Origin of the sequence: Phyllobacterium zundukense, from assembly GCF_002764115.1 — a bacterium.
Lineage (GTDB): Bacteria > Pseudomonadota > Alphaproteobacteria > Rhizobiales > Rhizobiaceae > Phyllobacterium > Phyllobacterium zundukense.
Genome location: NZ_CP017941.1, coordinates 154,621 through 167,166, shown reverse-complemented (window position 1 = coordinate 167,166; position 12,546 = coordinate 154,621). Strand labels below are relative to the sequence as shown.

At 56.0% G+C, this 12,546-nt stretch carries 13 protein-coding genes and 1 pseudogene; 9 read left to right on the top strand and 5 right to left on the bottom strand.

What is annotated here, in order from left to right:
• Window positions 1-29: 29 nt before the first annotated feature.
• From BLM14_RS20660 to BLM14_RS20650, 3 genes are all read right to left on the bottom strand, one after another.
• A complete protein-coding gene (locus tag BLM14_RS20660) occupies window positions 30-1,001 on the bottom strand; it encodes an NADP-dependent oxidoreductase (RefSeq protein ID WP_100001778.1) in 972 nt (323 codons plus the stop codon).
• 133 nt (window positions 1,002-1,134) lie between these two features.
• Complete coding sequence (locus BLM14_RS20655) at window positions 1,135-1,590, bottom strand: carboxymuconolactone decarboxylase family protein (RefSeq protein ID WP_100001777.1); 456 nt, start codon at window positions 1,588-1,590, stop codon at window positions 1,135-1,137.
• A gap of 4 nt (window positions 1,591-1,594) precedes the next feature.
• Complete coding sequence (locus tag BLM14_RS20650) at window positions 1,595-2,020, bottom strand: cupin domain-containing protein (RefSeq protein ID WP_100001776.1); 426 nt, start codon at window positions 2,018-2,020, stop codon at window positions 1,595-1,597.
• A gap of 102 nt (window positions 2,021-2,122) precedes the next feature.
• Between BLM14_RS20650 and pdxR the strand changes: the two genes are divergently transcribed.
• The gene (gene pdxR, locus BLM14_RS20645; protein ID WP_100002169.1) at window positions 2,123-3,544 is read left to right on the top strand and encodes a MocR-like pyridoxine biosynthesis transcription factor PdxR; all 1,422 of its coding nucleotides are present in this window, start codon (window positions 2,123-2,125) and stop codon (window positions 3,542-3,544) included.
• Between the two features lie 25 nt (window positions 3,545-3,569).
• Here pdxR and BLM14_RS20640 read toward each other — a convergent pair whose 3' ends face one another.
• Both BLM14_RS20640 and BLM14_RS20635 read right to left on the bottom strand, forming a co-directional pair.
• Window positions 3,570-4,820, bottom strand: a complete 1,251-nt coding sequence (locus BLM14_RS20640; protein ID WP_100001775.1) for a bifunctional alpha/beta hydrolase/OsmC family protein — start codon at window positions 4,818-4,820, stop codon at window positions 3,570-3,572.
• A 105-nt stretch (window positions 4,821-4,925) separates the two neighbouring features.
• Window positions 4,926-5,876: a DMT family transporter gene (locus BLM14_RS20635; RefSeq protein ID WP_100001774.1), complete on the bottom strand. Its 951-nt coding sequence runs from the start codon at window positions 5,874-5,876 to the stop codon at window positions 4,926-4,928.
• A gap of 153 nt (window positions 5,877-6,029) precedes the next feature.
• On the opposite strand from BLM14_RS20635, the gene BLM14_RS20630 reads away from it, so the two are divergent.
• From BLM14_RS20630 to BLM14_RS20600, 8 genes and pseudogenes are all read left to right on the top strand, one after another.
• Window positions 6,030-6,941, top strand: coding sequence for a LysR family transcriptional regulator (locus BLM14_RS20630; RefSeq protein WP_100001773.1), 912 nt, complete (start codon window positions 6,030-6,032; stop codon window positions 6,939-6,941).
• Between the two features lie 88 nt (window positions 6,942-7,029).
• On the top strand, window positions 7,030-7,905 hold the full coding sequence (locus BLM14_RS20625; RefSeq protein WP_100001772.1) for a LysR family transcriptional regulator: 876 nt from the start codon (window positions 7,030-7,032) through the stop codon (window positions 7,903-7,905).
• A gap of 110 nt (window positions 7,906-8,015) precedes the next feature.
• The gene (gene msrB, locus BLM14_RS20620) at window positions 8,016-8,459 is read left to right on the top strand and encodes a peptide-methionine (R)-S-oxide reductase MsrB (RefSeq protein ID WP_100001771.1); all 444 of its coding nucleotides are present in this window, start codon (window positions 8,016-8,018) and stop codon (window positions 8,457-8,459) included.
• Window positions 8,460-8,966 (top strand): peptide-methionine (S)-S-oxide reductase MsrA, encoded by a 507-nt coding sequence (msrA, locus tag BLM14_RS20615; RefSeq protein WP_100001770.1) that lies wholly within the window; start codon window positions 8,460-8,462, stop codon window positions 8,964-8,966. It begins immediately after the preceding gene.
• Between the two features lie 120 nt (window positions 8,967-9,086).
• A complete protein-coding gene (locus tag BLM14_RS20610; RefSeq protein WP_237143611.1) occupies window positions 9,087-10,286 on the top strand; it encodes a YeeE/YedE family protein in 1,200 nt (399 codons plus the stop codon).
• 352 nt (window positions 10,287-10,638) lie between these two features.
• Window positions 10,639-11,367, top strand: coding sequence for a DUF1194 domain-containing protein (locus BLM14_RS20605; RefSeq protein WP_237143610.1), 729 nt, complete (start codon window positions 10,639-10,641; stop codon window positions 11,365-11,367).
• A 266-nt stretch (window positions 11,368-11,633) separates the two neighbouring features.
• Window positions 11,634-11,804, top strand: a pseudogene (locus BLM14_RS32730) (autotransporter outer membrane beta-barrel domain-containing protein); the annotation flags it as partial.
• A gap of 490 nt (window positions 11,805-12,294) precedes the next feature.
• Window positions 12,295-12,501 carry a hypothetical protein gene (locus BLM14_RS20600; RefSeq protein WP_100001768.1) on the top strand — a complete coding sequence of 69 codons (207 nt, stop codon included), beginning with the start codon at window positions 12,295-12,297 and terminating at the stop codon, window positions 12,499-12,501.
• The last annotated feature ends 45 nt before the right edge of the window (window positions 12,502-12,546 follow it).

The window sequence follows — 12,546 nt, the reverse complement described above, 5'->3', positions numbered from 1 at the left end:
CGTGCGCGGCGCCACTGTAGCGAAGGTCGCTAATGCTTGGGGATTTCATCAGTTACGAGCACGATTTTTCCTTTGGGGCGCGGCCGCTGACCCTCGAGCATCAGGTGTGCGTCCCGAGCTTGCTCAAACCGCAACGTTGCCCCGACGTTCATCTTGAGGGCACCTCGAGAGATCAGTGACGAAATACGGCCCAGGCTTTCTGTGGATACGTCGACGAGAAAGAACGTAGCCAAGATTTCATGCTTTGCCGCCAGAGCTTGGTCCGGGGCGGAAACTGCCGAAATCAACTTTCCTCCCTTTTTCAGCACTTGGAATGATCGCGTTTGCGTTTCTCCACCTACCAAATCTATTACCGCATCCACTCCGCGAACTTCATCCTCAAAACGAGTTTTTGTATAATCGATGACCTTATCACCGCCGAGAGCAACAACACCGTCGACGTCGTCTGGCGAGGCAGTGCACACGGTCTGGAGGCCCGCCTCTTTGGCCAATTGCACGGCATATGCGCCCACGTTTCCTGCCGCCCCGTGGATCAATACCGTCTGGCCCCTTTCCAAGCCGGCCTGATCGAAAAGCGCTTGCCACGCTGTCACCGCTATCACCGGTAGCGAGGCTGCTGCGATGTGCTCAATGGATTCCGGTTTACGATCAAGCATGGAAGCACTGGCGACAGCGTACTGCGCGTAACCGCCACAGAAACGCTTATTGGTCACTCCATAAACTTGATCTCCAACCTTGAACTGGGCCACACCCGCGCCGACAGCAACGACTTCACCCGATATATCTGAGCCCAGGATAAGGGGTAGGGGTTGGGGCAGCGCGCTATTGCCCGAGCGAATCCACCCGTCCCAAGGGCCAACGCCCGCCGCATGTACCTTAACGATGACTTCGTTTGCGCCTGGAGCGGGGGTGTCCGATAACTCCAGTTGCATTACATCCGGCTGGCCAAATTCATGGATGCGCCACACCAATCCTGAGAAACTCGTTGAACCTCCCGACATTTGCTTTCCTTTCGGTGCAGGTGATACTGGCAACGGTTCGCCCCTAACAAAGCTCGGTCCAATAGTGACCTTCTCAACGCAATTCGCGTTGCGGATGCGCAACCACCGCACCCGCGAACGCCTTGCTACCAAGCTATCGTTCGACCGCTGCGTGAGGTGTATTTCGAAAACTGATAGCCATTCGATTATAGCTGTTCATCAGACTGATCGCGATTGTCAGATCCACGAGCTCGCGTTCGTTGAACACCGCACGTGCAGCTTCGTAAGCGTCGTTCGGCACACCAGTTTCCGCTACGCGCGTTACCGATTCAGCCCATGCAAGGGCGGCACGCTCACGCTCGTTGAAGAGATTGCCGGCTTCCGCCCACGCCTGAAGCAATGCGATCTTTTCGATCTGCTGACCCTTCTTCAGAAGATCCCGGGTATGCATGTCGAGACAATAAGCACAGTTGTTGATCTGCGAGACACGCAGGTAAACCAAATCAAGCAAAACGGGCGGAAGACCGCTTTGCATGACGTAACCGTAGACACCGCCTAGCGCTTTCGCGCCAGCAGGAGCGATTTGATAGTAATCCAGACGGTTGGTCATTTTCTTACTCCTTAGTGCCGATGGTGGTAGTCAGTTCCTTGTCGTCGGTGTCAGCGATAAACACCGCAAGCAGCTTTGCGGGCTCTGTCTTGCTGGCGTTGCGGCTCACAGGATGTGTCGAGCCCGGCGTCTCGTAGAAGCTTTCACCGGCACGATAGACCCGCTTGGGTTCATCATTCACCTGCGACTCAATTTCTCCCGACAGGACATAGGCAAAAATGAAAGCTGATTTTGCGTGCTCGTGCGGGAGTGACGCTCCTGCCGGTGGATAGTCCACAACCAGGGCACGAACTGATTTGCCAGGAATATTAGGGATGGCCTGCTCGAAGCTTGGTGTAACTGTTTCAGCGGGTTCATGCGCGGCCGCAGGCATTGCGGTGGCAATAGCGATGGCGGCGAACGCTCCGCCGATGAAAGATCGTATGTTCATGGTATTTCTCCTTTGTAGGTGTTTTCCTTCCCGCTATAAATATTCTTCTACTGGTCCTGTAAAAAGCACCAAGAACTATCAAAAATTATGTACCATGGTGCAATGACCAAGCCGCTTGAGTTGCAACTCGACCGAACGACCAAGACCCCATTGGCCGACCAGATTTGCATTGGCATAACTAAGGCCATCGAGAGCGGTGTGTTGGCAGCAGGTGCGCGCCTTCCTTCCTGGGTGGACCTGGCAGTCCAACTTGGCGTCGCACGTGGTACCGTGCGATCCGCATACGATAAGTTATCAGCAGCACAGCTTATTGTTGCATCGCGGGCGGCCGGAACGCGCGTAACGGAAAGACCGATTTTATCCGTGCCACCGGATCCCGCACCTGAGGCTGGCTCCTTCATGGAGACTTATCTGGAGATGATCTCGGGTCCGGCAATCTTCCAGATGGGCGTGCCGGCGAAGGAGACTTTTCCTGCCACGCTTTTCGCCAGGATTCGCTCCCATGCCGTACGCGCCGAAGCAAGTGCGCCACCGTTGTATCCGGATCCACGTGGAGAACTAGAGTTGCGACGAGAGATCGCTGCCTATCTCGCCATCGCTCGCGGAATTGAATGTTCGCCCTCGCAGATCCTTATCACCGGCGGCTTTGCAAGTGGTCTCGGATTGGCGCTCCGCGCGCTCGGCCTCGAGGGGCGCAAGGTATGGATGGAAGACCCGGGCTTCCCGTTCACACGACGCGGGCTCGAGCTTGCGAGCTTGTTGCCAATTCCCATCCCCGTCGACTCTGAGGGCATCGATGTTGACTACGGCCTGAGATGCGCGCCGGACGCGGGGCTCGCTGTTGTGACCCCGGGTCAGCAGGCCCCACTTGGGGCTACGCTATCGCTATCGCGACGATTGCGTCTTCTGGAATGGGCGGCCCAGGAAGGGGCGTGGGTGATCGAGGATGACTATTTAAGCGAGTTACAGTTGAAGGGGCGCGCCGCGCCAGCACTAGCCTCGGTCGATCGTACAGGGAGGGTCATCCATATCGGTTCGTTCAGCAAGACCATAAGCCCGACTTTGCGACTTGGCTTTGTCCTTGTTCCCCAACGTCTGGCGTCTCGCTTTGTGGAGGTGGCCGCATGCTTAGCACCTCCACCTGGGCCTTCCGTACAAATTGCCATCGCAGAATTTATCAGTGAAGGCCACTATTTACGGCATCTCCGGCGCACTAAGCGTGCATATGCAGCGCAACGAGACGCGTTGTTGCGACATCTTGGAACGTGCGCAAACGAGATTGCTGTGACCACCGCTGGATTGGCTGCTCTGCTTCGGTTCACTGATAGCATGCCAGACGTAGCCATCGTACGGGAAACACTGGCCTTCGGCCTTGCTCCCTCGCCGTTGTCGGTTTGGTACGCATCGCCGTCATCTGCGCAATCCGGTCTTCTGCTGGGAATTGCAACGAGCCCTCAACAGTACGTCGCGAAGTCATGCGACCGACTTCTTGAGATTATTTATCGCTTCACATCCTCCCCCTAAAGCGTCGTGCGGCTGCGGCATGAAACTAACGCACCGCCGCTCGGGATTCTGATCTCACGACAGTTTTTATCTTTGCCACAGCTTCGAGTGTTCGATCGACCGGGCATTTGTCGGCAATTTCGGCAATCTTGCCGCGAAGCTCCTCGGTGACCTCGCCATCGATGGAAATGACGCGCTCGAAACGATCAATCCTGCCGCTACCGCTGCGCTCGGATTCCGTACACTCTTCGCAGTCCTTGGCATGGATTTTGGCATGAGAAACGTCAACGCTGACGCGTCCGAGGGTCAGCTTCTTGTAGTCGGCATATTGCCGAAGCGTTATCGAGGTGCATGCGCCGAGCGCGATCGACAGGAAGTCGTAGGGAGATGGTCCGGAATCGAGCCCGCCCACGTTTTCAGGTTCATCAGCGAACAGCCGATGGCTGCCAGCCTGAACCGAGTTCTGAAACTTGCCTTCGCCCGTTTCCATCACGCGTACATGCTCGATCGGCTCGGTGCCCTGCGGTGCGTCGGCGGCGAGATAACGCGTCAGCCATCCCGAAATGATCCGTCCTGCAAAGGCCGCGTCCTCAAGGTTAGTGAGCAGGTGATCGGCCTTGTCCAGCGAAACAAAGCTTTTGGGATGTCTCGCCGCAAGGAAGATTTCGTTGGCATTCTCGATTCCGACCGTCTGGTCCAGCGGTGAATGAAGGATGAGAAGTGGCTTTTTCAGGGACGCAACAGCGTCTTTGATACGCTGTGCACGCACGTCCTCGACAAATTGCTTTCGAATAAGGAACTTGCGTCCGGCGAGATCGACTTCGGCCGCACCCCACTTCTCTATATCCTCGAGTCTCGTTCCGAAGTTCTTCAACACGTGGCCAACATCGGCCGGGGCACCAATCGTGGCGACGGCGCGCACTTCAGGTATGTCTTTTGCCACAGCCAGGACCGCTGCGCCGCCGAGCGAGTGACCGATCAGCAACGACGGTGCCTGATGATATTGGCGTAAATAGTCGGCCGCCGAGAGGAGGTCGGCAACATTCGAAGAGAAATTTGTCGAGGCGAATTCGCCTTCGCTTGATCCCAAACCTGTAAAATCGAAGCGCAGGACAGCGATACCTTCGCGCGCAAGCTCCGCTGCAATGCGTCGCACTGCCGCCAAATCCTTGGAACAGGTGAAACAATGGGCAAACAGTGCGTAGGCGCGTAAAGGACCGTTGGGTAGGTCGAGGCGGGCGGCCAGGATTGCACCGGAATGGCCGGCGAACTGAAGCCGTTGCGTGTTGAAAGCCATTGTTAGCTCCTTCGCTGTCACGAGTATCCATTTTTACATCAGCTACGGTGTCGACTACTAATTTCGAGCCGGCAGCAAAGGGCACCTTAACAGGCTCGCCACGCCCTATGCAGCTCTGGGTCGCCGCGGGGAATGGAAGGCGTTGATTGCCATCACAACGCCAAGAACGAGCACCATCATTCCGGCGGCCTCCGCAATGGTTGGCAAACGGTGCTGGACCATCAGACCAAAGCAGGTCGCAAAAACGATCTCCGTCATCAGCAACTGGCCTGCGAGCGCAACTGGAAGGCGCTGTGACGCTATCGTCCAAGCCCACGCTCCGCCGATCGAGGCCACTGCTGCCAACATCAAAGCTGGCAGGTAGAGATTGCGGATCGCCCCCAGGCCGAAGCCGATGTCCGGAGCCCTGAACAGTTCCATGCCGTAGCCAATTGGGAGAAACACCAATGTCTGGATGCTTCCCCCAATCATCATCAGCGCCGTCCAGACGCGTGCGTCCATGTTCGGCCTTTTCAGCAGTGCATTTTGGTTGGCGATCCCAAACCAGGTCCACAGTGCTACCGCCGCAATGGCAAAAACGATACCGATCGCAAGTGACCTTTCTCCCTGTACATCCGCCTGCATGATACCGCTGCCATTGACCAACAGCAGGCCTGTCGCCGCCAGAGCAAGGGGAATCAGAAGAGGCCCCCACGGGATGCTCCGCCCGCGAAAATTGCCCGCAATCGCCAGAACAACAGGCACAAGCCCGAGAAAGGCTGGAGGGATCACGGGGCCTGCGTATACGGCGGCAACCATGACGGTGAGGAAATAGCCCACATATCCGATGAACCCGAGTCCACCTGCAACAAACCAATCCTGTAGCGTGAGTCCACGACAAAGATTTGCGCTGGCAATGAGGATTATGACCCCGATCAACCCAGACAGTAGAAATCGACATGCGGCAAGGTCGAAGATCGAATAATCTCCGATCACAAAGGGAGCGACAAAATTCATCGACCATGTGAAAGAAGCAAATATGGCTGCTGCGATACCCGCAGTTGAAACATTTTTCATAGGAGAGTTTGCCATCCAGTTTCGAATAAATCGGTCTTAAATATAAAATTCGTCAGCGGGCAATTTACGATCCGGCGTTCCGAATAGTGTATTGCATTCCAGCAATGAATGCATGTGGCTATCCTCAGCATGTGATTTTCTGAAAGTAGAAAGATGAACTGGAACGAGATCCGCTATTTCCTTGCCGTGGCCCGTCATGGTGGCCTGACGGGCGCAGCCAAGCAACTCGGCGTTAGCCAATCCACTGTTGCCAGGCGTGTCGAGACCTTGGAGGCCGCGTTGGGAACCCGTTTCTTCGAACGCCATACCCACGGATATCTGTTGACCGAAGAAGGTCGGGAAATGATGGAAAAGGCCACCGCGATTGAAGGGAGCATGGCTGAGATAGCGGATGATCTCGGAGAACGCGATATACAGCCATCCGGAATGGTTCGTATCGCAACCATAGAAACACTGGCGAACCAAATCATAATACCCAATCTTCCAGCATTGCAGAACGCCAACCCAGCGCTCCAACTCGGCATAGCGATCAACGCGTCTCTATCACGCCTGCCACAACGCGAAGCCGATATCGCCTTGCGGCTTTGCCGGCCGGAACAAGGACCTTACGCTGTCAAACGTGTCGGCGGCATATCCTTCGGTTTGTATGCGTCCAGCGCCTATCTGGAACGCCATCCGATCGCAAAGAACGCAACCCTCGTTACCGGCCATCGCCTGATTATGTGGGGCGACCCCATGGCCTACACAGCCTTGCCGAGAGCAATGCGCTTATGGACCCGCGGCGGCTTGGCAACACTGGTATTGGACTCTGTCCAAGCGCAGGTGCTCGCCGTGAAAGCCGGAATGGGTGTCGGAATTCTCCCCTGCATAACGGCGGACGATGAAGACAATTTGGTGAGGGTTAATCCTGCGCTGTATCAACAGGATGAAGATATATGGTTGATTGTTCCTAATGATCTGCGACGTGCCAAACGTATCCGCGTCGTTTCCGACTTCCTTACACAGCTCGTTCAACGCAACCAGGGCATCCTGGCCGGGATGTCGACACGGAGCAAAGCGGCTTAGTGAGGCGGGCTGAATCGGCGATCGTGGACAGCAGCCGATTTGATGAGATAATTCCAAGTAGCCGGGCAACCATAGCGGGACGTCATCCATGGACATCAATCAGGTCAGGTACTTCCTCAATCTGGCCGAAACGTTGAATTTCACCGAAGCGGCGCGTCGAAGTCGAGTTTCGCAGCCCAGTCTAACGCGGGCAATTCAGCGTCTCGAGGAAGAATTGGGCAGTCCGCTCATCTATCGCGATGGTAAGGACAGCCGCTTGACGGCGCTTGGTCGGGACGTTCAAGCCGAGTTCATGCGGATCGAACTCGCCCTGCGAAACGTGCGCGAGCATTCCGAAAGTTCGGTATTGGGCCGAAGCCGTATTCTCGACGTCGCCGTTGCCGCGACCATCGGACCGGCCAAGTTCAGCGCATTCTTTGCCGACGTACTTGGCCAGCTTCCCTCCGTAAAGATCAATTTGCATCAATTGTTGGCCGGGGAGAGTGCGGACGAGGTGCTTTCGGGTAAGTACCACGCCTGTATCCTGCCGGGGATGCCGCGTCCCAACCCCAAGCTCAACGTCGTGCCGCTGTTTCGTGAGCGATTCCTCCTGGCCTGCGCGAAGGACCATCCGCTGGCCGGAAATGACGTCGTCGCCACCGAGGCTCTGGCCTCCTACCCATATGTCGACCGGCTGGCCTGCGAGTTCCACACACAGATCACCGAGCACCTGATGGACCACGACGCGGTCATGCAACCGCGGTTCAGTGCCGAGCGAGAGGACTGGGTTCAGCAAATGGTGGCAGACGGCCGCGCGATTTGCATTATGCCCGAGCATTCGGCCGTGATGCAGGGAATAGTAACCCGACCAATCCAGGGCATGTCGCTGGAACGCAGACTGGTATTTGTAACGGTTTCAGGTTCCGGTACCCCGCTCGAGATTCGCAAGATTGCGCAGATGGCGGCCCGGCACGACTGGACTTGAGCGGCCAGAACTGCCGTATAGCGCAGCTATCGAATCTATGCACACCCTGTATTGGGAATCCTCCCAGCCGCTCGCCATATTTAGGCAAGACCAACAATGGAGGTAGCTCAATGAAGTACGCAAAGACTGATGAGGCGGTCAGCAAACTGACGCCTGCGCAATATCGGGTTACTCAGGAAAACGGCACCGAACGACCCTTTACTGGGGAGTATAACGACAACAAGGAGCCGGGGATTTATGTCGACATCGTTTCAGGCGAACCGCTGTTCGCCTCGTCCGACAAGTTCGATTCCGGTTGCGGCTGGCCCAGCTTCACCAAGCCGATCGTACCGGCGAATGTCAACGAACTGCAGGACGACGCGCATGGCATGGTCCGCACAGAGGTTCGCTCGGTGCATGGCGACAGTCACCTCGGCCATGTGTTTGCCGATGGCCCTCAAGACCGGGGCGGACTTCGTTACTGCATCAATTCTGCTTCGCTTCGCTTCATTCCGCGCGACGAAATGGAGGCCGAGGGCTATGGCGCGTATCTCAACCAGGTAGAGGATATCTAAATGACCGAGAGAGCTGTTTTGGCTGGTGGTTGCTTCTGGGGCATGCAGGACTTGATCGGCAAGCTTCCGGGGGTGATTGACACCCGTGTAGGCTACACCGGCGGCGACGTGCCGAGTGCCACCTACCGCAATCACGGTACCCACGCCGAGGGGATCGAGATCATCTTCGATCCCGAATTGATTAGCTATCGGCGGATACTGGAGGTTTTTTTCCAGATCCACGATCCCACTACGAAAAACCGGCAGGGCAATGACGTCGGCAGCTCATACCGATCGGCGATCTACTACGTCGACGATGAGCAGAAGCGAATAGCCGAGGACACCATCGCAGACGTGGACGCTTCGGGCCTGTGGCCAGGCACGGCCGTGACCGAGGTCGAGCCGGTGACGGACTTCTGGCAAGCGGAGCCGGAGCACCAGGATTACCTGGAGCGCTACCCAACCGGATATACCTGCCATTTCCCTCGCTCCAACTGGGTGCTGCCCCAGCGGAAGGCGGCCGAATAGTTGGCCAGCCCTCCAGCTGCGGAAATTGTCGCGTTCGAGCCAACTGCTCACGCCTGGTGCATGCGCCGGGCGTGAGCAGGGGCAAGCACCTCATGCAGTTGCCTCTACCACTGATATTCGATGCTGCTCGTCGGCATTCTGCCAAGCTCTCTCGCGTGCCAAGCTACAACTAAAGCAAACTGTTCTCCGAGGCCGAATAAGCCGCGCTGGTCTATCTTGATGGATTGGCCTACTATCATCTTGCGGGATTGTCCGCCCTGCACCCGGCACTTGCTGAGCATTTCTCCCGGAAGCAAGTCGCGGGGAACCGCAGCGACAGTGATCAGTGTGAATCTCTGGACGTGTCTGAAACTGGAGCAGGGCGCGGTGGACGAATTCCTCGTAAGCGTATCAGGGTCAGGCTTCGCAAGCATGGAGATCTGGGCGGGCATGGCTTTGCTCGGGGTGCTGGGATTCGTTCTCGGTTTCGCCCTCAATTATGGATCGATCTGCACGGTTATCGCCACGAGGGAACTGGTTTCGGAGAAGAGGCCGGCGCGATTCATTGCGATCGTTGAATGCGCCATCTGGGCGGCCCTTATCTATGCAATCCTCGAAACGTCACCGACGATGCAGCGGGGTTGGTCGCCCCTCGGGTATATGGTTCCCGCAGCCATATTGTTCGGAATCGGACTCCATGTGAACGGCGCTTGTGTGTTCGGGTCCGTCGGGCATTTCGGCAATGGCGATTCGGAGTTTGCGTTCACGTTTTTCGGCATATTTGCAGTGCTATACATTGAATCTTTGTTTGGGCTTTTTCCGGATCAGCCACCGGTAAGTGCGTCCGTGCCATTTGGGCCGGTGCTTTTCGGAATCGCACTACTGGCAACTCTGGTATTGAGGCTTGGTGTGTCAATCAAATCCGAGTCCAACTTTTGGCGGCTAACGCTGTCGATGGGAACGATCGGAACCACCTTTACCATCCTGGCAGTTTTTGCACCCGGATTCTCCATCACGGCATCGTTGGGATCGATCGTTTCGATACCTGTCGCAGGCCCCATGACTTTAGCCTGCATGTTCGTCGGCAGTCTTGTCTCCGCAAGATTCAGGAAGCGTCAATTCGGGCTGAAATGGCCTACAATTAACACCATAATTTGGAGGACAGTCGGCGGCATACTTATGGGAATGGGTGCGCTGCTCATTCCAGGTGGTAATGATACGCTGCTGATGATTGGTTTTCCCATGGGGGCATGGCAGGCTGCACTTGCCTACATGCTGTTCGTTGCGACGCTTGCAGCACTCATCGCCAAATTTGGTTCGATGGCAAAATCCTGGTCATGACGTTTGTCCGGCGAGCACTGTCGTTCTGGCGTCAACAGCCAGAACATTCCCCGCCCTGCTGGCGTGCAAGGGACATCATCTTATGGCCGCTTTGGCGCAAGGCAGACACTAATGAATATCTGGAATGGGGCGCAAAGCGGACATTGTTAAACGACTGCCATTAGGATGAAACAGAGGCTGGCAGCAATACTAATTGCCGATATACTCGGGTGCTTCGAGGATCGTTGAGACTGACGGCTCCGCTGCCAGATGGCTGAATGAGGTGACTGGGGATAAGGTAATGAGACGGCGATGGGCGCTTATTGCCTCCTTTTGTGTTTTAAGCGGAGGTTCTTTTGCCCAGCAGTTTCCCGTGGCCGTCGATCTGGAATTGGTGATTGCCGTTGATGTCTCTTATTCGATGGATATCGAGGAACAGAGGGTTCAAAGAGAAGGTTATGTGAATGCCTTTCGAAGCCCGGAAGTCGTCAGAGCCGTGCTCGGCGGACCGCTGGGAAAGACCGCAGTGACGTTCGTCGAGTGGGGTGGCTCGGCGGTTCAGGTGGTGCCGTGGACTCTGATTGATGGTCCGGAGTCCGCCGCCCAATTTGCCGAGGAGCTGCGCCGGCGGCCGATAAGACGGATATCCTTTACATCGATCTCAAACGTGCTGGCGTTCGCGCGAGAGCTTATCCGAACCAATCGATTTCGGGCGAGCCGACGCGTAATCGATGTTTCGGGCGACGGGCCCAACAATGCCGGGGCTCCGGTGCCCGTTGCCCGCAATGCAGCAATCGCTGATGGAATCACCGTCGATGGTCTGCCGATCATGTTGAAGACCGGACCGGATTCGGCAGCGATCCATGACCTTGATGCGTACTACGAGGCATGTGTCATCGGGGGAGACGGGGCATTTTTAGTGAAGGTGTCAGACGTCAGTCAGTTTGCCGAGGCAATTCGCAACAAGCTCGTTGTCGAGATCGCGGGGTTCAAGCTAAGCGAAGTTCAGGAGCGCCAACTGGCCCTCGCATCCGTGCAATACACACAACCTTACAATTGCCTAGTCGGCGAAGAGTCTCAGGAACGTGCCATTGGAAAGTGATGGGCGCAACATCAAGATACATCAAAGGGGGCATGACGTCCCGTCATGACATTGATGAAGTCACACATGCCATCTCCTCTTTAACGTCCGGAAGTGGAGCACCTCCCGCCAGTTTGGACAGTTTAAGGTTGCGGAGAGTTTCGGCCTCGGGAGTCGCAAGCTTGCGGGAGAATTTGCGCAAGTAAGTATTCTTGACTGGATCGTTAGTCATCGTCTTGCGCCAACTGGCAGGGTATTTTTCTTGAGCATGCAATGAACACGGGAGATTCAGCAGTCGTGACGACCGGGTCTGGGGCGGCGTCGGTATTGGCGGTTCCTACAACTGGAACGAGGACAAGTATTCGATTTACGGCGAGGGCGCGATCAACACCAGTCCGGCTGACTTCGGCGACAGTTATGCTCTCATGGGAACGGTCGGTTTCAAGGTCAAGTGGTGAACGGTCGAGCCGGTATTGACCCGATTCCGGATTCACATAGCGGACTGGCGCAGAGGGGACTGCCACGAAGTTTTGTCAGCTGCCTCCGTCACATGGCAACCTGATGCAGTAGCGAAGTGAGCTTCGAAGAATTCATCGATCCCCTCTCGAGATGGAGTCACGCAGCCAATTCCTATCGACCGGCGTGCCCCTATCAGTAGTACAGATGCACTATCCGGAAGGCACAGAAACTCCGCACGCCAGCACGGGGCCTGGAACAAATTGGCGCGCTCTCCACACGGACAATCAATCCATTTCTGTAGCGTTTTCTGCACCTTAGTTCATACCTTCACGTAACAATTTGGGAGTGTTGTATGTACAGGTGCTCACTCAACCACAGATTTGGAAGGAAGACGGGTATCGGACGCGGCCACATTTCCGCCTTAATATCACCAATGCTCACAGCTGATCGATCACCACACAACCTGAATTTTTCTTGAGAGGAAATCCAATGCGAGAAATCGACGTTTGTGAAATGGAACAGGTGGCCGGCGGTCTGGCCCAAGGTCCCTTCGAGACTGTTGGAGGTTGGATGGACAATCCATTTACCGCCGCAGGCAGCGCAGTGGACTGGGCTGTCGGTTACTTCGGATCCGGCGCCGAGGGCCCGATTGATTGGGGTAATCCATCCAACTACGCCAACACTTATGGGGCCTGAAAATTTCCGCTGAAGGATCGGTCGGCATTTCAGCAATTTGTTATG

Coding starts and splice junctions, on each gene's coding strand:
- BLM14_RS20660 (WP_100001778.1), bottom strand. CDS start 1,001: ATGTCGGGAGGTTCAACGAGTTTCTCAGGATTGGTGTGGCGCATCCAT.
- BLM14_RS20655 (WP_100001777.1), bottom strand. CDS start 1,590: ATGACCAACCGTCTGGATTACTATCAAATCGCTCCTGCTGGCGCGAAA.
- BLM14_RS20650 (WP_100001776.1), bottom strand. CDS start 2,020: ATGAACATACGATCTTTCATCGGCGGAGCGTTCGCCGCCATCGCTATT.
- pdxR (WP_100002169.1), top strand. CDS start 2,123: ATGACCAAGCCGCTTGAGTTGCAACTCGACCGAACGACCAAGACCCCA.
- BLM14_RS20640 (WP_100001775.1), bottom strand. CDS start 4,820: ATGGCTTTCAACACGCAACGGCTTCAGTTCGCCGGCCATTCCGGTGCA.
- BLM14_RS20635 (WP_100001774.1), bottom strand. CDS start 5,876: ATGAAAAATGTTTCAACTGCGGGTATCGCAGCAGCCATATTTGCTTCT.
- BLM14_RS20630 (WP_100001773.1), top strand. CDS start 6,030: ATGAACTGGAACGAGATCCGCTATTTCCTTGCCGTGGCCCGTCATGGT.
- BLM14_RS20625 (WP_100001772.1), top strand. CDS start 7,030: ATGGACATCAATCAGGTCAGGTACTTCCTCAATCTGGCCGAAACGTTG.
- msrB (WP_100001771.1), top strand. CDS start 8,016: ATGAAGTACGCAAAGACTGATGAGGCGGTCAGCAAACTGACGCCTGCG.
- msrA (WP_100001770.1), top strand. CDS start 8,460: ATGACCGAGAGAGCTGTTTTGGCTGGTGGTTGCTTCTGGGGCATGCAG.
- BLM14_RS20610 (WP_237143611.1), top strand. CDS start 9,087: ATGCTGCTCGTCGGCATTCTGCCAAGCTCTCTCGCGTGCCAAGCTACA.
- BLM14_RS20600 (WP_100001768.1), top strand. CDS start 12,295: ATGCGAGAAATCGACGTTTGTGAAATGGAACAGGTGGCCGGCGGTCTG.